General features: G+C 44.2%; 17 protein-coding genes and 1 tRNA gene. 10 read left to right on the top strand and 8 right to left on the bottom strand.

What is annotated here, in order from left to right; all coding sequences use genetic code 11:
* Positions 1-277: 277 nt before the first annotated feature.
* Complete coding sequence (nhaC, locus tag MTF70_RS01080; RefSeq protein ID WP_206954792.1) at positions 278-1711, top strand: Na+/H+ antiporter NhaC; 1434 nt, start codon at positions 278-280, stop codon at positions 1709-1711.
* Between the two features lie 90 nt (positions 1712-1801).
* Here the strand turns inward: nhaC and MTF70_RS01085 are convergent, their stop codons facing one another.
* From MTF70_RS01085 to yejK, 3 genes are all read right to left on the bottom strand, one after another.
* On the bottom strand, positions 1802-2965 hold the full coding sequence (locus MTF70_RS01085; RefSeq protein WP_158156751.1) for a chemotaxis protein: 1164 nt from the start codon (positions 2963-2965) through the stop codon (positions 1802-1804).
* 104 nt (positions 2966-3069) lie between these two features.
* A complete protein-coding gene (locus tag MTF70_RS01090; protein WP_080996147.1) occupies positions 3070-4398 on the bottom strand; it encodes an Hpt domain-containing protein in 1329 nt (442 codons plus the stop codon).
* Positions 4399-4480: 82 nt separating this feature from the next.
* Positions 4481-5479, bottom strand: a complete 999-nt coding sequence (yejK, locus tag MTF70_RS01095; protein ID WP_005380723.1) for a nucleoid-associated protein YejK — start codon at positions 5477-5479, stop codon at positions 4481-4483.
* 85 nt (positions 5480-5564) lie between these two features.
* On the opposite strand from yejK, the gene MTF70_RS01100 reads away from it, so the two are divergent.
* From MTF70_RS01100 to MTF70_RS01110, 3 genes are all read left to right on the top strand, one after another.
* A complete protein-coding gene (locus MTF70_RS01100) occupies positions 5565-5792 on the top strand; it encodes a YejL family protein (RefSeq protein ID WP_005380722.1) in 228 nt (75 codons plus the stop codon).
* 22 nt (positions 5793-5814) lie between these two features.
* Positions 5815-7623 (top strand): DUF3413 domain-containing protein, encoded by a 1809-nt coding sequence (locus tag MTF70_RS01105; protein ID WP_248393823.1) that lies wholly within the window; start codon positions 5815-5817, stop codon positions 7621-7623.
* A gap of 154 nt (positions 7624-7777) precedes the next feature.
* A tRNA-Ser gene (locus MTF70_RS01110) sits at positions 7778-7868 on the top strand.
* 194 nt (positions 7869-8062) lie between these two features.
* Here MTF70_RS01110 and MTF70_RS01115 read toward each other — a convergent pair.
* Positions 8063-8986: a histone deacetylase gene (locus tag MTF70_RS01115; protein ID WP_085569749.1), complete on the bottom strand. Its 924-nt coding sequence runs from the start codon at positions 8984-8986 to the stop codon at positions 8063-8065.
* A gap of 271 nt (positions 8987-9257) precedes the next feature.
* Between MTF70_RS01115 and MTF70_RS01120 the strand changes: the two genes are divergently transcribed.
* Together MTF70_RS01120 and MTF70_RS01125 are read left to right on the top strand one after the other, a co-directional pair.
* Positions 9258-9947, top strand: a complete 690-nt coding sequence (locus tag MTF70_RS01120) for an SDR family oxidoreductase (protein ID WP_017635826.1) — start codon at positions 9258-9260, stop codon at positions 9945-9947.
* Positions 9948-10130: 183 nt separating this feature from the next.
* The gene (locus MTF70_RS01125) at positions 10131-10337 is read left to right on the top strand and encodes a hypothetical protein (RefSeq protein ID WP_005380717.1); all 207 of its coding nucleotides are present in this window, start codon (positions 10131-10133) and stop codon (positions 10335-10337) included.
* Between the two features lie 50 nt (positions 10338-10387).
* On the opposite strand, the gene MTF70_RS01130 is transcribed toward MTF70_RS01125, so the two are convergent.
* Both MTF70_RS01130 and MTF70_RS01135 read right to left on the bottom strand, forming a co-directional pair.
* Entirely contained in the window at positions 10388-12349 is a 1962-nt protein-coding gene (locus MTF70_RS01130) for a DNA topoisomerase III (RefSeq protein ID WP_085569748.1), read from the bottom strand.
* Between the two features lie 103 nt (positions 12350-12452).
* On the bottom strand, positions 12453-13001 hold the full coding sequence (locus MTF70_RS01135) for an NAD(P)H nitroreductase (RefSeq protein ID WP_005380711.1): 549 nt from the start codon (positions 12999-13001) through the stop codon (positions 12453-12455).
* 173 nt (positions 13002-13174) lie between these two features.
* On the opposite strand from MTF70_RS01135, the gene MTF70_RS01140 reads away from it, so the two are divergent.
* Positions 13175-14491, top strand: a complete 1317-nt coding sequence (locus MTF70_RS01140; protein WP_064376890.1) for an MFS transporter — start codon at positions 13175-13177, stop codon at positions 14489-14491.
* 60 nt (positions 14492-14551) lie between these two features.
* On the opposite strand, the gene MTF70_RS01145 is transcribed toward MTF70_RS01140, so the two are convergent.
* Positions 14552-16564, bottom strand: coding sequence for an NADPH-dependent 2,4-dienoyl-CoA reductase (locus MTF70_RS01145; protein WP_053304182.1), 2013 nt, complete (start codon positions 16562-16564; stop codon positions 14552-14554).
* A gap of 224 nt (positions 16565-16788) precedes the next feature.
* On the opposite strand from MTF70_RS01145, the gene sppA reads away from it, so the two are divergent.
* A complete protein-coding gene (gene sppA, locus MTF70_RS01150) occupies positions 16789-18639 on the top strand; it encodes a signal peptide peptidase SppA (protein WP_005380705.1) in 1851 nt (616 codons plus the stop codon).
* A gap of 164 nt (positions 18640-18803) precedes the next feature.
* Positions 18804-19817: an asparaginase gene (ansA, locus tag MTF70_RS01155; protein WP_054577621.1), complete on the top strand. Its 1014-nt coding sequence runs from the start codon at positions 18804-18806 to the stop codon at positions 19815-19817.
* Positions 19818-19912: 95 nt separating this feature from the next.
* Here ansA and MTF70_RS01160 read toward each other — a convergent pair whose 3' ends face one another.
* Positions 19913-20197, bottom strand: coding sequence for a DUF1315 family protein (locus MTF70_RS01160; RefSeq protein ID WP_005380700.1), 285 nt, complete (start codon positions 20195-20197; stop codon positions 19913-19915).
* 101 nt (positions 20198-20298) lie between these two features.
* Here MTF70_RS01160 and MTF70_RS01165 point away from each other — a divergent pair, with 101 nt between their 5' ends.
* Positions 20299-21120 (top strand): DUF2989 domain-containing protein, encoded by an 822-nt coding sequence (locus MTF70_RS01165; RefSeq protein ID WP_047104411.1) that lies wholly within the window; start codon positions 20299-20301, stop codon positions 21118-21120.
* The last annotated feature ends 21 nt before the right edge of the window (positions 21121-21141 follow it).

A 21141-nucleotide genomic window follows, 5' to 3' on the forward strand; every position in this document is an offset into this window, starting at 1 on the left:
ACCATTTTTCAAGTAGGGAAAGCACTTTAGCCCCCTAATTGGTCTTACCACTCAATGAGAAAATAACACATGAAGCACAATAATTTCACATTACACAACATTTAAAACCAAAAAAGTTAAAACAAACTAACAGTTAATTTCACAAGCAAACGTTTTTACCGACGAACATCAAGATAAAACACCAAATGTTCGAAATATAATTTTTGTTAATGTATGTTATGCGCGATTACAACAAGGAGCGCCTTCCTCTATTGCTCCAAGATTGACAGAGGCACATATGAAGCAAGTTACACCACGCCTACCAAGCTTGATACAGGTATTTATCTCGCTCGGTTTATTTCTCCTGCTGGCATTTTCGTTCACAGCCAAGCTAGACCTACCGATTCAGCTAGCGCTATACATCGGTTGGTTCATTGTCATGATATTGGGCATAAAGCTTGGCCATCAGTATAAAGATCTGGAAAAAGCAGCACTAAATGGCATTTCCAATGGACTTGGAGCCGTTTTAATCCTTTTGGCCGTTGGCGCGCTTGTAGGTACTTGGATCTCTGGTGGTATTGTTCCAACCATTATTTACTACGGCCTTAAAGCAATCCACCCTTCCATCTTTTTGCTCGCGACCATGATCATCTGTTCATTGACTGCGCTAGCGACTGGCACATCTTGGGGTGCGGCTGGCACGGCAGGTATTGCAATGATGGGCATCGGTCAAGGTCTTGGTGTTCCTGCGCCAATCACTGCAGGTGCCGTACTTTCAGGCTGTTACTTTGGTGACAAAATGTCGCCTCTATCGGATTCAGTAATCCTTGCTTCATCTATGTCTAACGTTGAAGTGATGGAACATATTAAAGGCATGTTGCCGATAGCACTCATTAGCTACATTATTACAGGCATTATGTTTACTGCATTTGGCTTCCACTACGCAGGTCAAGTTGACATGAGCCAGGTAGACTCTGTCATTAAGGCGATGGAACAGCAGTTCTACATCACCCCTTACTCATTTGTTCCTGTGGTCATCGTATTGTCACTTCTAGCGATGCGTATGCCTTCATTCCCAGTGATCAGTTTTGGTTCTCTGCTAGGTATTATTTGGGCAGTGATGATCCAAGATGTCGATTTCCTAACCGCGTTCAACACGGCTTGGGCTCCGTTTGCAATCTCATCTGGCGTAGATTTCATTGACTCAATCCTTAACCGTGGCGGCATGTCTTCAATGCTTGGGTCGGTAGCGGTTATCGTATTCGGCCTTGGTTTTGGCGGTCTACTAGATAAAGTAGGCGTGCTAGAGACTATCGCGAAGCTGTTTGAAAAACGCGTTCAAAGTGCAGGTTCATTGGCAACAAGCACAATTGGTACGGCCTTTATGGGCAACGTATTTGGTTCAGCGATGTACGTTTCACTTATCCTGACCCCAAAAATCTGTGCGAAGAACTATGACCGTCTAGGCTACAAACGTAAGAATTTGTCTCGTAACGCAGAATTTGGCGGCACGCTAACCTCAGGTATGGTCCCTTGGAGTGACAACGGTATCTACATGGCCAGTATTTTGGGTGTTGCTACACTGTCTTATGCCCCGTTCATGTGGCTGAGTTTTGTATGTATCATCGTAACGATCTTCACTTCTTACATGGGTTGGTTTGTTGATAAGTGCGAACCAACAGCAGAAGCAGTTGAAGAAGCTGAAGGCGAATTAAAGCAGCAAACCGCTTAACTTCGCAGAGATAGGAAGAACCTCCCTTCCGAATTCAATACTAAAAAAGAGCGCTTTAAAGCGCTCTTTTTTTATTTCCAAAACAAATCGTTAGCTTTGTTTGACTGGCGCTTTCACGGCTGCACGCTTCCCAAACCAATAGCCCAATCCAAGCGGTGCAAAGAATATAACGGCAATGAACAGAATAAAGTAGATGATGGTACTTTTGACAAGTTCAATCAGCTTAGTCATGGCGAGATTCACAACCTCTTGCGACACTCGATCCATATCTTGAGCAAACTTCTCGCGCTCATGGGTAATGATCTGTGCGATTTCTTGGCGCTCTCTGGCAACCATCAGCTCTATAGCTTGGCGTTCTTCACCCAACTGAGATAAACGCGCCTCCGTCCTTTGATCGATATCGTCAACCAAAGGTTGTAACTCCAGCGCCATTTGTTCTGCCAAATAACGCATGTACTCTGGGTTGTTATCGATAAAATCCCTCATCGAATCAGCGGTAACTTGCAAACTATTGAGCGCCGCATTGACTTTTTCGATACTGGCAGAGCTATTCAAGGCCAACAACTGCGCTTTCCACGTCATAATTTTTGGTGTCTGCTCTGATACCAGACTTAGACGATCAGAGACATCCCCGAGTGCTTCTGGCATCGTGCCTAGCGTTGTAACGGCTTCCTCTTCGCTAATTTGGTTTGCATCTAACCACCTACGGTAAGCCGGAGTCCTAATCATGCTTAAATCAGCGAATGGATGCTGCTTGGCGAACTCTGCAACAAACGTTTTTGTCTTGATGTATGCTTCTTTCTTCAATAAAGATTGAGCCAGTTTATCTACCTCTTTCGCTAAATAAACGGAAACTAACTTAGCCTCATCAGACGCAAAGAGCTCATTACCAGAAGCGGTAGTAAAGAACTGTTCCATTTGTAGCGTGAAAGTCCATGTATCAATCAGTGCAGCCATTGGGGACACTTGGTATGCAGAAGCTTGGATGCCTTCTTCAGCATTTATCTTCCAAAGTAAAATATAAGATTGATGAACTTTATCATGAGGCTCATATTGTTCGTGTAGTGCGTCTGCTGCTTGCTCAACCTGAGCAAAAAACTGCTGCGCATACTCACGAGTCAAAAGACGCATATTGAGCTCTTGTTTGGTAAGGGGGACGGTTTGACTCTCGATCTTGACTTCGAGCAGGGAGCACCCTGAAAGCATCATAACCAGCCCTATCAACATCATTGAAGACATTCGGCGAACGGACATGAAAACACCTTTAACAAATTGTATAGAACAGGAATAAAGCGAACTAAGTCATATAGTTCGAGCCTTTATTACCTCAACTTTTATGACATTAAGTCAGAGCAATATCAATCTGTTAGCGCTTCTGTTATCTTTTCACTATTGAGAACATTATTAGCAAAAAGTATGGTTTGTTTTAGGACATCATCTAAACATGCCAACTTCTCTTCCGGCACTTTTTGCCCTTGTTTAATCAACAGTTCAATATCACCCGAAATACAGTGCAATGGCATTGCACCTAAACTCCCTGAGACCCCTTTAAGACTGTGTGCGGCTCTTTGCGCTTGCTCTTTATCCTCTTCTAACAGCTGATACATTTTAGTGCCATCGCCAGAGTGATCCTGAATAAAGACCTCCAGTAACATCCGCACAGCGCCCTCGTCACCAGACAGAGAATCTAACATTTTATTGATATCTATGTACGGCTCACGTTCCACTACTTCCACTTGTGATGAATTCACCTCATTACAACTTTCTTCGTTCATTTGGACGTTTTGAAAATTTTCTGACTGAGCTGAGGGAACAGCGTTAGCTCCATTTTCATCATCGCCAACTTGCTCTGACTTTTTATCATCGGTTCTGGGTAGTGGTATCGGTTGAATCGTTTTTGGGGAGAAGGCTCCCCATGAAATGAGGAAAAGGAGCAAACCACTGATTACAGACAACCAAACAATAAAAGTCATTAGCTTCTGTTCCAACTGATCATTTATCGAAGTTAACTGGTTCGGGAAATCTGGATTAAGCAGGTGATTGGATAAATAACTGCCCTGTGCCTGAGCAGATAGTGCGCTTGAGGTTTGAGCAAGCTGGCGCTGAAGAGCACTTCGCTCTTCGGGAGAGAGCGTCTCTGATTCAATAAAAAGTCGGTCTAAGTCACGGTAAGTATCGCTATTCGTTGCAGAGTCACTAAAGACAGACTCAAAAACAAGCGCACCTAAGCGATAGTACATTGCCTGAATTTGCTCAGAGTTTTCTGTTCGAGCACGGCTGCTTCGTAACTGTTCTGCTAACGAAACCAATTCACTGTCACTTCTTACAAAAGCTCGAGCACTTTCTAAAAATCGGTCGGTCGTATAAAGTAATTGAGTGATGTCTGGTGTGATTTTCCCTTCAGAAAACTCACTTTCAAGCTGTAAGCGAACTGCATAAGCCAACTGAAGTTTCAGTGAAATTTGGTCGACGTGTTTAACACGGTAAGGCAGATCGAAGTTAAAAAAGTGCCTGACTTCTTCAACTTTACTTCCTAACTCATTTACAGTCGAAATCGTTTGAATCGTTTGTTTGGCTTGCAGCCAAATGCCAAGTGCTAAAACACACCACAAAACGAACCAGAACCAAACAAACCGCCGTATTCCTTCTTTTAGCTTCAGCAACACTTGCCCCTCGCATATCTCCATTAATTACAAGCATATACTATGGATGTTTCTTATTCACATAAAAAAAGAGAGCCGTTTGCTCTCTTTATTTAACGATATGATTTTAATTGCGACTTAACTGATCTTTTAGATTTGGAGGCGTCCCTTTAATCGTTAAGGTATCCGTCTCTGGATCATAAAAAATACGCTCGCCAAGTAAGAGACTATCGAAGCTAATATTCAAACCACCACCAGCTCCAACAAATTTAGTCAGTTTGCGAACCGTCGCACGATCACCTGGGAAAGACTCTTCAAGTTCGTACCCTTGCTCTTTGGTGAAATCCATAAAGCTCGTGCCATCTTGGCTTTGAGGAAGCTCTCCGGAAAGTTCTGAGATTTGAACTTCATCACCGGATTTAATTTGCTCATTGCAGTAGTCGTAAACTTGCTTCTTGTACTCGTTCACTTCTTGCTTTTCTAGCTTCGAGTCAGCACAAAAATCATCCACCGCCTGCATCAACACTAAGTTTTGTTGTTTAGTATCTAAGCCAATATCCGCTTGCAGAAAATCTAGGAAGAAGTCCGCCACTTTACGGCCAACGCGTCCTTTAATGTATTGCAGATAACGATTGGATTCCTTGTCGGTCTCGTAGCTCGACAGGTCGATGCGTGCGGCAATATCCATTTTGGTGATATCTAAGTAATCTGTCGCACTGATGTCCAAACCTTCGGTCACTTTTAAACTTTGATTCATTGGTAAGATACCGATGAACAAGTAGTCCGTTGCTAAACTCTGATACTCAGCGAAAACCAAGATACCTTCATCCGCAAATGGGTACTTAATCAACTCTTCTTTCAAGCGATTTGCACTAATTTGTGAGAAGTCGTAAAAATCTCGCTCTCCTTTGCGCATTTCTTGAAGCCAAAATTGAAATTCGCTGTCTGACTGGAAAGCGCCAAAACCTTTACCAGCTTTAGAATGGAATACTCGGTGAAGCTCAGCGACTAAGTTTTCTGTAGATGCATCGTTCTCTAATGATGCTGGACGAAAGTTTACAACCAGCTCGTCCTGATCGTTTTTGCACAGTTGATGCAGAATAACGTTTGAAAGATGAAGACTCATAGTGATTTTATCTTGCTACAAGGTTTTAGTTGATGGGCATTGTAGGTTATCATAAGCCGCTTTTACTATCATTATTAGAGTCTTTATGCCGATTACATCTAAATATACTGACGAGCAAGTAGAAAAAATTCTTGCTGAAGTAGCAACAGTTCTTGAAAAACACGCTGCTTCTCCTGAGTTGACGCTAATGATTGCCGGAAATATCGCAACCAATGTCTTAAATCAACGTGTTGCTGCTTCACAACGCAAAGCGATTGCTGAAAAATTTGCTCAGGCGCTGATGTCTTCTTTAGAAACACCAAAAACACACTAATCACGGACAATAGAACACATACATGGTAGACAGCGGAAACTCATACGGCGAACGTGTATCTCGACTAGTTGGTTGGGGTCACTGGTTTGCATTCTTCAATATCGTTGCATCGATGTTGATAGGCACACGCTACATTGTTCAGTCTCCTTGGCCCGAGACGTTACTTGGTCAGTTTTATCTGGCGGTTTCTTGGGTTGGTCACTTTGGCTTTCTAGTTTTCGCACTTTACTTGCTTGTTCTATTCCCGTTGACGTTTATCCTGCCATCGCGGAAATTGTTCCGTTTGGTGGCAGTGATTTTCGCAACCGTTGGGCAAACCATATTATTAATTGATACCCAAGCGTATCAGTCGATCAATTTGCACTTAACTCCCGTTGTCTGGGAGTTACTATTCAGCGAAGACAAAAGTGCACTCAGCACTGACCTACAACATTTATTTGTTGTGATGCCGCTGATCTTCCTTATTCAACTCGCACTATCCGAATGGGTATGGCGAAAACAGCGCAAACTATCTCATAAGCACGTAGGACGCCCTCTCGCGGCCGTCTTTTTCCTCAGCTTTATGACCAGCCATTTGGTTTACATTTGGGCAGATGCGTATTTTTACAACCCAATTACTAGCCAGCGTTCAAACTTCCCGTTGTCTTACCCGATGACAGCGAAGAGTTTTATGGAAAAACATGGTCTACTTGACCGTGAGGAATACCTAAAACGTTTAGCAGAAAACGAAGGCAACGTAGAGTTAGTCAACTACCCTCTTGAAAAGCTTGAGTTTAACCGCCGAGTTAATAAGCTCAATGTGTTGATGATCAGCATAAACAATTTACGAGCGGATGCGCTGAACCAAGAAGAGATGCCTAACCTCTATGAGTTTGCTGAAAACAATCAGAACTTCCGTAATCATTACAGCTCAAGTAATGATACATACGGGGCCTTTGGTTTGTTCTATGGCTTACCGACCAGTTATGCATCAAGCATCAAGGCGCAAGGTGCTTCCCCAGTATTGCTCGATGTACTGAAAGATCAGGGCTACAACTTTGGTTTATTCAGTGGCAGTGGGTTTGAAGATGATCTCTACTCAGAAATTATTTTCCGCGACTTGAACTTAGCGGAAGACCTAGATGGCACGCAAGCTCATACCGATAAACAATCTATCGCAAACTGGAATACATGGTTAGCAGAGAAAGCAAGTCAGCCATGGTTTAGTTACATCGAAGTCACCACCGTTGATAATTTTGAATCGATTCCTTCAAATAATGACGAAGAAATGCCCGCAAGTGAGCGATTCAAAAAAGCTTATGAATATGCAGTGAAGTCGGCGGATAGAACTATCGCCGATATTATTGATGAACTAGAAACGACGGGACAACTGACAAACACCATCGTAATCATCACTTCTAATCACGGTAGTGAATTTAACGAAACCAATACGAACAGCTGGGGAGCAAACAGCAACTACAGCCGTTATCAATTACAAGTTCCGATGGTGATCCATTGGCCTGGAATGCTGGCTGGCGAATTTAATCACAGCACAAGTCACTTGGACCTCTCAGTTACACTGTTGCAAGATATGCTCGGCGTATCTTCCAACCCATATGATTACAGTAGTGGTCGCAACCTATTCGATGAAAGTCGTCGTCGCTGGATCTTGGCGGGCGATACTCGCGAGCTTGCCTTAATTACTAGCTCACAAACCACAGTGATCGATAAGTTTGGCAACTACAAGCTGTATGACAAAAACTACAAACGACTTCGAGATGATGCACCGAAGTTGCCAGTTTTGATGCAAGGTTTAACTGAGTTACAGCGTTTTTATTCTAAAAACGATTAATACCTAGCAATCCATATACTATTCAAACTCCCCTTTTTGGGGAGTTTTTGTTTATTTCAACAACACAAACCACAAATTTGCGCAGTAAACATCCAATCAGTTCAACTAGGGGTTTACAACATTTTCAAAGCCTTATATTATGCGCCTCAACAACGGAGAGATGGCTGAGTGGTTGAAAGCACCGGTCTTGAAAACCGGCATACGTTAATAGCGTATCTAGGGTTCAAATCCCTATCTCTCCGCCACTTTTAGAAAAAGCCCGCTAAGAAATTAGCGGGCTTTTTCGCATCTCCAGACTTAAAAAGATTTGTACAAATCACTTATCACTTCTTGAACGCAACTAAGCACTCCACCACACTCAGAAAGAACCCACAAAAAATTAATGCCCTTTTCGTTCGTTCCAGTGTTGAATCAATTTGATATTTACGTCTAGTTGTATCTACTCATCAATAAAGACTTCTTTAGCGGCATTGATAAGCTGCAAATGGATTGGGACGAGGTCAGCATGATTCGTTCGATATCCACCTCCAACGACAGCTGCGACAGGGATACCTCGAGATTTCACTGTTTGCATTAAAAATCTATCACGTTCTAAGATCCCTTGCGTCGACACATCAAAATATCCAAGCTCATCGTCTTGATGTATATCGACACCAGCATCGTAGATAACTAAATCAGGGCGATGAAGATTAAGTGCCATATCGACCACTTCTTTAAACGCCATTAAAAAGTCCTCATCACCTGTTCCTCGCCCCAAAGGCACATCGAGATCAGACTGAGGCTTCCTCGCTGGGAAGTTTTTATCACAGTGGAAAGAAAGCGTGATGATATCTGGCTCATCGTCACATAAAGTTGCTGTTCCATCCCCATGGTGAACATCACTATCAATGATCAATACTTTATCGACATGCTCGACTTCGAGCGCTTGCCTGGCCGCGATCACTAAGTCATTAAATAAACAAAAACCACTGCCAAACTCTTTGTGTGCGTGGTGATACCCACCACTCAAATGAATGGCCACACCGTACTCAAGTGCCTTTTTTGCGGTCAGAGCCGTGCCCGCTGCTGACGTTAGCGTTCTGGTAATGAGAGACTCACTCCAAGGAAAACCTATTCGGCGCATCTTCGCAGCTGGTATGTTTCCACTAACAAGTAACTCGACGTATTCCTCGTCATGAACACGTTTTACTTCCCCAACAGTTAATGCTTCGGGCTGGAAAAACTGCGTGTGCTCTTTCCAGTTATCTTTCTCCATATGCACCAATGCCGATTCATAGAGGTACTGGTATTTCATAATTGGGTAACGATGCCCCTCTGGCAACTCAAGTTGAGAATAAATCGGGTGGTAGATAAATGGCAGCATGAGAAATTCTTAATAACAATGGTAACGAAATAGTATCAACTTAAAGGGTTGAATAAAACGCAATTTAATTGATAATGATTTTCAATATCAATTAAATTTAATATACATATGAATTCTACTTTCTTTGCTATTCTCGGCGCACTGTTTGGCTCTCTTTGTGCTCTGTCCCTATTTTCATCTCTCGTTGTTGGTGCGTGGTGGTTGGTTGATTTTATTGTGCTTAGCTAACACAATGACTTTCAACTGAAATCAAAAAAACATAGGTGTTTGTATGAGTCAAACCGTCTTTATTACCGGAGCAAATCGCGGCATTGGCCTTAGCTTAACTGAGCTGTACCTGAAGCAAGGCCACCAAGTACATGCTACTAGCCGTTCCTTAGAGAACAGTTCAGAACTACAAACTCTAGCCTCACAATTCAGTAATCTGGTTTTGCACGAACTGGATGTCACTCACTACGAACAAGTCGCTAAGCTTGCCGATAAACTCCCTGCCATCGACTTACTCATCAATAATGCAGGATATTACGGCCCCAAGGGATATGGCTTTGGAAACACTGACGTAGAAGAATGGCGTAAAGCCTTCGAAGTAAACACCATTGCACCGTTAAAACTGGTTGAGCACTGTTACCCTCGCTTACAACAAGGCAAGATAAAAAAGATTGCTTGTATCTCATCAAAAGTGGGGAGCATGACCGAAAATACGTCCGGTGGCGGTTATATTTATCGCTCATCGAAAGCGGCGCTTAACTCGGTTGTGAAAAGCTTAAGTAATGATTTAACACCTGAAGGATTTACCGTTTTAGCGCTTCACCCTGGTTGGGTAAAAACGGCGATGGGCGGGCCAAATGCTTTGATAGATACGCAAACCTCCGCGCAAGGCCTAGCGAACGTGATAGAGCTGAGCACACCGCAGCTTTCAGGTCGATTTATTAACTACGATGGTACTGAGTTACCTTGGTAGCAGCATTAAGACACAACCATCACTAAACCAAATACCATCAAAGCCAGGCTTCATAATCGTGACTTGGTTGGCAAACATAATGTTCATCAGTGATCCACCAGCATAATTCGCGCAATCTAACTTGAATTTATCTACATCCAATCCAGACTTAGGAAAAAGTAGAACAAATAAGGAGAAAGCTCGATGGCAGCAGATAGGGATTTGGTTAATTTTAGCGAAGAGCACGAACTAAATTACTGCTTGAGAAGTGCTGGTAAACGCCAAACTCAAGCGAATCGAGATACATTAGTTGACTTGGGCAACCAGGTGAAAGAGGTACTGGACAAACGCGTGTTAACTCAAGGTGAAGTAAGAGGCGCGATCCAAAACCACGGTGACCTGTTCGAGTAATCTATTTTCAAGCATGCGCGGTGTTTAATTACGCCGCGCTTGTCCTATGCCTACTTACCTTTGGTTGAACGAGATTTAGTCGCGCCACCATTCTTTGAATAACTGCGCTTTTTACGTTTAAACGCAGGACGTTCCACCTTGGGTAGATGACGTAATGAATCAGGGATAGGCCCTGCTTTTACTTGTGCCATCAAGCTATCAATGCGTTGTTCCAGTGCTTGCATGAACGGCTGATATGCTTGATTTCTCTCTGCCATACCTTGTAACTGGTGCTCCCAATGAGCCGTCATATCAGGGTATGTTGAATCTTCTGGCAAGGCATGAATGAGACCTCTTCCCGCAGGAGAACTGAGAATTGACTTACCTTGACGCGTAAGCAGTTGGCGTTTGAACAGCGTGTCCAAAATACCAGCGCGAGTCGCTTCCGTGCCTAGCCCATCAGTGTCACGAAGGATTTTTTTCAGTTCTTTATCCGCAACATAACGGGCGATCCCGGTCATCGCTTGCAACAGCGATGCCTCGGTAAAATGCTTTGGTGGCTCGGTTTTTCGGTCTTTTATTTCCCCTTCACGACAAGTTAACACGGTGCCTTCGGGTAGCGGTGGCACGGCATCAATACCTTCATCTTCCTTGTCAGTTTTGCCCATTAGCGCTTTCCAACCCGGCGAAACTAACTGACGACCTTTCGCGACAAACGTACCACCAGCGATATCGAAAACCAATTTCGCTTCTGCGTAAACCGCCGCCGGATAGAACTGCATGAGGTACTGGCGCGCAATCAATTGATACACTTTCATCTCATTGCCGGAAAGCGCATTCACATTAGCTCGCTTCGGTGTAGGGATAATCGCATGGTGCGCATCCACTTTTTTATCGTTCCAGGCTTTGGACTTTAATGTTAAGTCTGCTCCCTGAACGGCAACTTGCAACTCTTTTGCGTTATTCGCAATAGCAGTTGTCACCATCCCTGCTTGTGAGTAGTGTTCCATTGGTAAATAGCGACAATCTGAACGCGGGTAAGTGATCAGCTTGTGCTTTTCATACAATGCCTGACAAGTATCTAGTACTTGTTGCGCACTCATACCATAGCGCTTCGCGGCATCGATCTGTAAAGCAGATAACGAATAGGGTAATGGTGCTGATTGCTTGGTTTGCTTTTGTTCCGACTCTGTCACTTTTGCGGGTTGATTTGCAATACGGTTTGCAACATTTTCCACCAACTTACGGTTTAACACTCGACCTTCTTCGTCCAGCCAAGGCTTGCATGCCTCACTTGGCTTCCAACGAGCACGAATATCAAAAGTACCATTGGCATCTTGATATGGGATCAGAGCATGTAGGGTAAAATAGTCCTTCGGGACAAAGTTTTCGATTTCTTCATCACGACGCACCACTAAGCCAAGAACTGGCGTTTGCACTCGCCCTACCGAGAGAACACCTTGATACCCTGCTTTTTGACCAAGCAAGGTATAAGCACGAGACATGTTCATACCATACAGCCAATCAGCCCGAGAGCGGGCCAATGCTGAAACTGAAAGTGGGATAAACTCGCGATTACTGCGCATAGAACTGAGAGCACGTTTAACCGCAGGTAAGTTTAAGTCGGAAATCAACAAACGCTGTGTAGATTCCTTCTTGGTTTTAGATAACTTGCAATAGTCGAGAACTTCATCAACTAACAGCTGACCCTCTCGATCTGGGTCTCCTGCATGAATGACTTCGTTAGCTTCTTTGAGCAATTTACGAATCACTGTTAATTGCTTACTTGCACTTTTCCTCGGTCTGAGCTGCCATTGCTGCGGAACAATTGGTAAATCTGCCATATTCCACTTTTTATAACGCTCATCGTAAGCGTCAGGTTCGACTTGTTCGAGCAAATGGCCGATACACCAAGTAACGATATCCCCGTTCCCACAGCGGATGAATCCTTGATCTTTCTTTTGAGGGTTTGGCAGTGCAGCGGCAATCGCACGGCCTAAGCTTGGTTTTTCAGCAATAAACAGACGAGACATAACGTTTTGGAAATAAATATAATTAGGGCCACATTAACGAATGTAGCCCTAATAAATCAAGAAAAACTGTATAAATAAACAGTCAGTTTATTTAAGTTTTCAGTTATAGAAATTCAACAAACTGAGAAAGGTCACGCTCAGGAACTTTCATCGGTGTACAACCAGGCGTGCCTAAGTACAAGAAACCAACAATCTCATCGTCACCTTCTAAACCAAATGCTTGATGAACTTCTGGATGGAACATCCACTTACCTGAGCGCCAAAACCCTTGAAAGCCTTGCGCTACGGCTGCCATTTGCATCGCTTGTACAGCGCATCCCGCAGATAAGTGTTGCTCTAGTGCTGGTACTTTCTCATGTTCTGTTACTTTAGCAATCACCGTGATCACCATTGGTGCGCGAAATGGGGCATTCTTTACCTTTTCGACCACCGCTTCATCACTATTTTCAGCTTCTGCCGCTTTTACCAAGATATCTGACAGTTTTTTCAAACCATCGCCCTGTGCGATAACGAAACGCCAAGGGGTTAATCCCGCATGGTCAGGCGCACGAAGGCCAGCACGAATGATGTTCTCAAGAGCTTTACCTTCTGGTGCAGGCGCGGATAACTTCGCGATAGATCGGCGATTGAGCAAAAGATCGAGAGCGTCCATGAAAGAATCCTTATTGAATATCGTTGTTATTTTGTTTACGCCACTTTAGCACAATCTGCTCCTGCGAATAACAACCGGTTTTCTGTGGGCTTGATAACGTGCTTCACTTAACATCAATCTGGGTTTAATGTTAATTTATTCGCGAAATGAATAAGTTGAACATAGGCAGGTTGATGAACAAGGACAAACAAAACAGCATTTACGAAAAGATCGTTAATGACGAAGATGCCCGTGCCTGTAAGGCGATTCCTGAATCAGCTTGTCATCAAGTTCCCGGCAACTTTCTTAAAATAATTCTCGCTCAGTTTTTAACGAAAGTCGGCGATGCGTTAATCAATCCTAAAGTCACGTTGCCGTGGATACTACAAAGTCTCGGGGCACCGGTTTACTTAATTGGTTGGCTCGTTCCTATTCGTGAATCAGGTTCCCTTATCCCACAACTTAGCATCGCGCACTACATCCGACGCATTCCAGTAAGAAAATGGGTCTGGGTAATTGGCAGCATCTTGCAGGCTCTTTCCATATTTGCAATCGGAGTGGTCGCATTAACTCTGACAGGAGCTGCTGCGGGTTATGGTGTAATTGCATGTCTTGTGATCTTCAGCCTCTCACGCGGTTTAAATTCCGTCGCATCAAAAGATGTATTGGGCAAAACCATCCCTAAAAACCAACGAGGTCAAGTCAACGGCTGGTCTTCAAGTGCTGCTGGCCTGGTTACGCTGCTTTTCGCGAGCCTTCTGGCACTAGCCTGGTTATGGGACGTAGAGCCGACAGAGCGCTTTTACGGTCTGAGTTTAGGCTTAGCGGGCGTCATATGGCTCATCGCGGCATTCGTCTATGCGCGAATTAATGAGTATGCCGGTGAGGTAGACGGTGGTCGAAATGGCGTCCTCGAAGCATTTAAACAACTCGCGTTACTTAAGACAGACGTGACCTTTCGTCGATTCGTTATCACGCGGACACTATTTTTATGTTCTGCGCTGAGTGCACCGTACTACGTTGTGCTGGCACAGCAATCTCTGGGTGGACAGCTCTGGGTGCTAGCTCTCTTTATGTTTGCGAGTGGCTTAGCCTCCTTTGTGTCAGGTCCTTTCTGGGGAAGAATGTCCGATCGCTCTAGCCGCAGTGTGATGGTCATAGGCGCAATGATGAGCGCGCTACTTGGTGTTGTGTTATTTGTTTACGATACATGGGTCACCGCTAGCCAAAGCTTCCTATTCGTGATTCCTCTGCTTTACTTTTGTGTTTGTATTGCCCACGACGGAATACGAGTCGGACGAAAAACCTATTTAGTTGATATCGCAGAAGGTGACAAACGGACGAGCTATGTAGCCGTGAGTAACACAGTGGTTGGGATAATGCTGCTTCTAATGAGCTCTCTTGGTGTTATGTCGAACTTCTTGAGCCTTTCAGCTGTGGTGTTAGTGTTCTCTTTTATTACTTTTGCTGGCGTGGTAATGGCCAAACAACTGCCAGATATCAGTGACTAGTTCTATACAAAAAAAGCTGCGCTCAAAGCGCAGCTTTCATGGTAAACACACATTAAAAAGCTAGAGTTTTACCGCCAATTTAACACCTTGACGAATCGCACGCACAGCATCAAGTTCACCCGCATGGTCAGCTCCGCCAATGATATGAATCTTCTCTCCGAGTTCAGACCATTTATCTTCAAATGGACGAACAGACTCTTGCCCCGCACAAATGACGACTTTGTCCGCGTTCAATAATTGTTCTTTTCCATCTACATGAATGTGCAAACCTTGATCATCAATTTTATCGTAAGACACGCCACCGACTAAATGTACGCCCCGTTTTTCAAGGGTACGTTTATGGATCCAACCTGTCGTTTTACCCGGACCTTTACCTACACGACCTTTACGACGCTGAAGTACCCAGACTTCTTTATCGCTGACCGCATCAGGGTAAGGATATAAACCACCCGGCTGAGACATCTCCTTGTCGATTCCCCATTCATGCAACCAGTCATCCAACGTTTGTCCAACTGGCTCTGTGAGCATGGTCGCGACATCTACGCCAATGCCACCAGCACCAACGATAGCCACTTTCTCACCGACTGGCGTTTTGTCTCGAATGAGAGTTTGATAGTCGACGACTTTCTCTGGGTTATCAATTCCATCAATATTGACTTTACGTGGCTCAACACCCGATGCCATCACTATCTCATCGTATTCTGTGAGTAAGTCATAGTTCGCTTCCGTCGATAAGTGCAGATTCACGCCTGTTTCATCAATACGGTTAGCGAAATATCGTATCGTCTCTCGAAACTCTTCCTTACCAGGGATCTGCATCGCAAGACGGAACTGACCACCGATGCGGTCGTTCTTTTCGAACAAATCAACCTTATGGCCACGTTCAGCCAGTGTGGTCGCACAAGCCAAGCCCGCAGGTCCAGCACCAACAACTGCAATGTTTTTCTTTTTAAAGGCTGGTTCAACAACAATTTCGGTTTCATAGCACGCTAGAGGGTTCACTAAGCAACTGGCGCGTTTACCTTTAAACACGTTATCTAGACACGCCTGATTACAACCAATACACGTATTAATAAGCTGCGCTTTTTCCTGTTCGGCTTTAGCAACAAAGTAAGGATCGGCCAAGAATGGGCGCGCCATCGAAACCATGTCGGCATGACCGGAAGATAAAATGCGTTCTGCTTCATCTGGCGTATTTATACGGTTGCAAGTGATAATAGGAACCGAAACGTGAGGTTTAACTTTTTCCGTAACCCATGTAAACGCACCGCGTGGTACTTGAGTCGCAATGGTCGGAATTCGAGCCTCATGCCAACCGATACCCGTATTAATAATCGTGACGCCAGCCTCTTCAAGTGCTTTCGCCAATTCGATAACGTCTTCAAAAGTGCTGCCCTGCTCGACAAGATCCAGCATAGAAAGACGGAAGATGATGATGAACTTGTCACCCACCGCCTTGCGTACCGCTTTAACAATTTCTAGCGGAAACCGCATACGTTTTTTATAGCTGCCACCCCATTCGTCGTAACGCATATTAGTACGTTTACATAAGAATTGGTTTATCAAGTAACCTTCCGAGCCCATTAACTCGACGCCATCATAACCAGCAAGCTGTGCTAACTCCGCACTATTAGCAAACGCGTCGATGGTTTTCTTTATCTGGCGGTCGCTCATTTCACTCGGAGCAAACTTTGCAATTGGCGCTTTAATGCCAGATGCACTTTGCGAGAATGGATGCATTGCATAACGCCCAGCATGGAGAATTTGCAACGCAATTTTACCACCGTGCTTGTGCACCGCTTCTGTCACAACTTTATGGGCTTTAGCATGTTTTGGCTTGCTGAATTCAGCACTCAACGGGTGTAAACGACCGCGTAAGTTAGGAGAAAAACCTCCGGTTACAATCAGTCCGACACCGCCTTTCGCGCGTTCTTCATAAAAAGCAGCGAGCTTGTGTAATCCTTCTTTGTGCTCTTCTAAGCCCGTGTGCATTGATCCCATCAGAACTCGGTTTCGTAATTGTGTGAAACCGAGGTCCAGTGGCTTTAATAGGTTTGGGTACATGGCAGACATCACTTAACATCCATTGTTATTATCATGGTCTGACCAGATTAAGCCTGCTCAACCAAAAAATCAAACAAGCGTTTACATTTTTGTAACACCGATCAATCTCGTGTGAAAATATGCCAATTGTTGAGTGGTCGTGATAAGCTAAAAAAATGTTATCTTTTGAGATCTTAGAGATAAGAACCCATACTTTGTTAGACTCGGCGTAACTATCTCGTTATGGAGACAAGATGAAAAAACTCTTCAAATTTATTGGTTTGATATTTAAAGGGATATGGAAAAGTATCACTTTCATCAGACTCGCACTGGCAAACCTAATTTTCTTGCTGATGATTGCCGTTTTCTACTTTGCCTTTACTTATACCGGAGACGGTCAACCTGTCGTCGAAAAAGAATCGGCATTGGTGATGAACCTTTCAGGCCCAATTGTCGAACAAAGACGTTATGTAAACCCAATGGACTCTTTTGCTGGTTCCCTTTTGGGTAATGAGTTACCGAAAGAAAACGTCCTTTTCGATATCGTTGATACTATTCGCTACGCGAAAGACGATCCTAAAGTATCTGGATTAGTGCTAGCACTGCGAGACATGCCAGAAACAAATCTCACGAAACTACGTTACATCGCGAAAGCGTTGAACGAATTTAAAGCGTCAGGCAAACCCGTTTACGCCGTAGGTGATTTCTACAACCAAAGCCAATATTACTTGGCAAGTTACGCTGACAAAGTTTATCTGGCACCTGATGGTGGTGTATTGATTAAAGGTTACAGCGCTTACTCAATGTACTACAAAACGTTACTTGAAAAGCTTGACGTTTCTACTCATGTTTTTCGCGTAGGTACTTATAAATCCGCTATCGAACCGTTTATTCGTGATGACATGTCCGATGCGGCGAAAGAGTCAGCAACACGCTGGGTTACTCAATTGTGGAGTGCTTTTGTTGATGACGTAACAACAAACCGAAACATTGATGCGAAAGTGCTTAATCCAACCATGGATGAGCTGATTAACGAGATGAAGTCTGTAAATGGCGATATTGCTCAGCTCGCAGTCAAATTGGGGCTAGTGGATGAACTTGCTACACGCCAAGACATTCGCACTCTATTCGCAAAACAGTTTGGTAGCGACGGCAAAGACAGCTACAACGCGATTGGTTACTACGACTACCTTGCAACGATTCGTCCCGATTACACACTACCTCAGCACGACATCGCCGTTGTTCTAGCAAGTGGCGCGATTATGGACGGTCAACAACCTCGCGGAACTGTTGGTGGTGACACAGTCGCAAGCTTGCTGCGTCAAGCACGCAATGATGAAAAAGTGAAAGCGGTCGTATTACGAGTAGATAGTCCAGGAGGCAGTGCCTTTGCTTCTGAAGTGATTCGTAACGAAGTAGAAGCTCTGAAGCAAGCAGGTAAGCCGGTTGTTGTATCCATGTCGAGTTTGGCCGCTTCTGGTGGTTATTGGATTTCAATGAGCGCAGACAAAATCGTTGCTCAGCCAACAACCCTGACGGGCTCCATTGGTATATTTAGTGTCATCACCACGTTTGAAAAAGGCTTTAGCAAGTTAGGTATTAATACTGATGGCGTTGGCACATCGCCGTTCTCAGGTGACGGTATTACCACTGGCCTTTCTGAGGGCGCGTCTCAAGTGTTCCAATTAGGTATCGAGCACGGTTACAAGCGCTTTATTTCTCTAGTTGGCGAGAATCGCGATATGTCTCTAGAGGAAGTTGACAAAGTTGCTCAAGGTCGAGTTTGGACTGGCCAAGATGCACTATCCTTTGGTCTTGTCGATCAAATGGGTGACTTTGATGATGCTGTAGAGCTAGCGGCGAAACTAGCGAACGTAACCGATTACGGCATTTACTGGGTAGAAGAGCCTCTTTCACCTACTGAACTATTTCTACAAGAGTTTATGAAACAGGTGAAAGTCTCTCTAGGTATTGATGCAACAAGCTTGCTACCAAAAAGTCTTCAACCCGTAGCTCAACAATTCGAACAAGACGCAAGCTTGCTCCAAAGCTTCAACGATCCTAAAGGTCAATACGCATTTTGTTTGAACTGCCAAGTGCAGTAGTTTTTCCATCAATATTACAAAGGGCACTTCTACTTGAAGTGCCCTTTTTATTAGGCTTTGCATCTCCTCAGATGACTTTCTGATGCTGTGCGTATAGCCTCGCATCTCAAGGTTATTTAGGTATATAATCCCCGCCTCTGTTCCCCTACACGAAAGAAAAAACGATGACTAGAAAACACATCTACATCGCTTACACCGGTGGTACCATCGGAATGCAAAAATCCGACCACGGCTATGTGCCTGTTGCTGGCTTTATGGAAAAGCAATTAGCAAGCATGCCCGAATTCCATCGTCCTGAAATGCCGGATTACACCATCCACGAATACGACCCTCTGATTGACTCATCAGATATGACACCTGCTGACTGGCAGCAGATTGCGAATGATATTCGTGACAACTATGACAAATACGATGGTTTCGTTATCCTACATGGTACTGACACCATGGCGTACACAGCGTCCGCATTGTCTTTCATGCTTGAAAACCTTGGTAAGCCAGTGATTGTAACGGGTTCACAAATCCCTCTCGCAGAGCTGCGTTCTGACGGCCAAGCAAACCTATTAAACGCGCTACATATTGCGGCAAACTACCCGATCAACGAAGTAACTTTGTTCTTCAATAATCAATTGATGCGTGGTAACCGCAGCACAAAATCTCATGCTGACGGTTTTAATGCCTTTACTTCACCAAACCTTCCTCCACTATTGGAAGCTGGGATCAATATTCAAGTTAGCAACAGCGTAACCGTTGGTGCACAACCAGAAGGTGAGTTTAAGGTTCACAACATCACGCCACAACCAATCGGTGTGATCACCATGTACCCTGGTATTTCACACGAAGTTATCCGCAACACGCTTCGTCAGCCCGTGAATGCGATGATTCTTCTGACTTTTGGTGTCGGCAATGCTCCTCAAAACCCTGAGCTGCTTGGTCACCTGAAAGAAGCCTCTGAGCGCGGCGTTATTGTCGTAAACCTAACTCAGTGTTTGGCAGGTAAAGTGAATATGGGCGGATATGCCACAGGTTGTGCGCTCGCAGACTCTGGTGTTATCAGTGGCTTTGACATGACGCCCGAAGCGGCGCTGGCAAAACTACACTACCTTCTAAGCCAAAACCTTTCTTACGAAGAAGTAAAAGCGAGAATGCAACAAGTACTGCGTGGTGAAATGAGCCTGTAAGTTCAAGCTTTCTGCGATCTAAAAAGCCCAATACAATTTGGGCTTTTTTCTTTCAAAATCAAAATAATAAAATTTTGAGAAATAAGGCGTAAGGATTAATCAATGTTCGGATTGACACGAACAATATCGCTCTCTTCTCCGCTGAATTGTTTTTTAAGCTCTTGTTTTGATTTAAAACTGATTTCACCACCGGCTGCAACCGTCATATGCTGCGCATCAGTATTATGTTTTGATTGATACAACATCACAGCTTGCATACACGAATCTCGCTGCTCTTTAGAAAGTGTTGTACCCTCAGGCCATCTTCCCGTTTCTACTGCATAGACTAAGCGATCATAAACTTCTGGAGTCATCGCTTGTAATAGTTGTTCTGCGTCCATAGTGTACCTTCTTATTACATTCTATTTACAGAACATAACGGGTTAAGAAACTGAGTCAAGAATACGAAAATGAATTGGTGTAACGGATCACAAGCAAAGCCATGAAAAGAACAAACTGGTTACTTCTCAGCCTCGCATGTTTTGCGCTATCGGGCTGTTTTGAAGGTAACGTGACAACCGAAGAGTTGTGCCAAAAAACACCAGAGCTGCGTTGCGAGCAGCTCAATATGGATGACGGCCAATGTCGAATTCCAAGAACAAATTTGGTTTGGCATCGGTTTGAGCAATTGAAAAACCCATCAGAGGCCAACCAAATCATCGAATACGGTCTGGTCGCTGGATATAGGAAATGCTTAGAACTCGCCTCCCAGATCACCCCTATTGATCAAAGTGCTCTCAAAAGACAACGCTTTAATGCATTGGTACACAGTATTGATGAGCTAGAGCGCATTGTAAACGAGTTAAAAGGCTCAGAAGACCCGGCTACTTTGTATTTCTTATGGTCTCAAACGGGAGATACTCAAGCTCGGCGCGCATTTTTACAAATGGAAGGGTCTCCCCAATTAAATAATGCTGAGATGCAATATGCATTAGCCACTTTTTATACCAACCGAGATACCAAGAAAACCCTGGAGCTTCTTAATAACGCGTTGTCTTTATCTGATGAAGACAACATCAATCCGGTCATTCTCAAGTCAATGGCAAGTATTCATCAGGGGCTTGGAGACAAAGAGCAAGCGTATCTATGGGCAATGGTCGCGAAGAGATTCGACGTACCGCTTGCTGATGAAAAGCAGCTCCAACGTATGTTCAATTTCAGTCATCCAGAGCGATATAAGCAGTTGGATGAATTAGCCGAATCGGTGGCGAAAGCCATAGAGAAAGGTATCTATTCCCCAGCAATGATACCCAGTGAGATATAAACGAAAAACTCCCGCAATGAG

The organism is Vibrio sp. 2CM40D (assembly GCF_023161825.1).
In the GTDB taxonomy this organism is placed as follows: Bacteria; Pseudomonadota; Gammaproteobacteria; order Enterobacterales; family Vibrionaceae; genus Vibrio; species Vibrio alginolyticus.

Bases quoted from the DNA above. Each gene is read 5' to 3' on its own strand.
- MTF70_RS01100 (WP_005380722.1), top strand. From the start codon at position 5,565: ATGCCGATTACATCTAAATATACTGACGAGCAAGTAGAAAAAATTCTT.
- MTF70_RS01165 (WP_047104411.1), top strand. From the start codon at position 20,299: ATGAAAAGAACAAACTGGTTACTTCTCAGCCTCGCATGTTTTGCGCTA.
- MTF70_RS01140 (WP_064376890.1), top strand. From the start codon at position 13,175: ATGAACAAGGACAAACAAAACAGCATTTACGAAAAGATCGTTAATGAC.
- yejK (WP_005380723.1), bottom strand. From the start codon at position 5,479: ATGAGTCTTCATCTTTCAAACGTTATTCTGCATCAACTGTGCAAAAAC.
- MTF70_RS01115 (WP_085569749.1), bottom strand. From the start codon at position 8,986: ATGCTGCCATTTATCTACCACCCGATTTATTCTCAACTTGAGTTGCCA.
- MTF70_RS01090 (WP_080996147.1), bottom strand. From the start codon at position 4,398: ATGGAGATATGCGAGGGGCAAGTGTTGCTGAAGCTAAAAGAAGGAATA.
- MTF70_RS01120 (WP_017635826.1), top strand. From the start codon at position 9,258: ATGAGTCAAACCGTCTTTATTACCGGAGCAAATCGCGGCATTGGCCTT.
- ansA (WP_054577621.1), top strand. From the start codon at position 18,804: ATGACTAGAAAACACATCTACATCGCTTACACCGGTGGTACCATCGGA.
- MTF70_RS01105 (WP_248393823.1), top strand. From the start codon at position 5,815: ATGGTAGACAGCGGAAACTCATACGGCGAACGTGTATCTCGACTAGTT.
- sppA (WP_005380705.1), top strand. From the start codon at position 16,789: ATGAAAAAACTCTTCAAATTTATTGGTTTGATATTTAAAGGGATATGG.
- MTF70_RS01125 (WP_005380717.1), top strand. From the start codon at position 10,131: ATGGCAGCAGATAGGGATTTGGTTAATTTTAGCGAAGAGCACGAACTA.
- nhaC (WP_206954792.1), top strand. From the start codon at position 278: ATGAAGCAAGTTACACCACGCCTACCAAGCTTGATACAGGTATTTATC.
- MTF70_RS01135 (WP_005380711.1), bottom strand. From the start codon at position 13,001: ATGGACGCTCTCGATCTTTTGCTCAATCGCCGATCTATCGCGAAGTTA.
- MTF70_RS01085 (WP_158156751.1), bottom strand. From the start codon at position 2,965: ATGTCCGTTCGCCGAATGTCTTCAATGATGTTGATAGGGCTGGTTATG.
- MTF70_RS01145 (WP_053304182.1), bottom strand. From the start codon at position 16,564: ATGTCTGCCATGTACCCAAACCTATTAAAGCCACTGGACCTCGGTTTC.
- MTF70_RS01130 (WP_085569748.1), bottom strand. From the start codon at position 12,349: ATGTCTCGTCTGTTTATTGCTGAAAAACCAAGCTTAGGCCGTGCGATT.
- MTF70_RS01160 (WP_005380700.1), bottom strand. From the start codon at position 20,197: ATGGACGCAGAACAACTATTACAAGCGATGACTCCAGAAGTTTATGAT.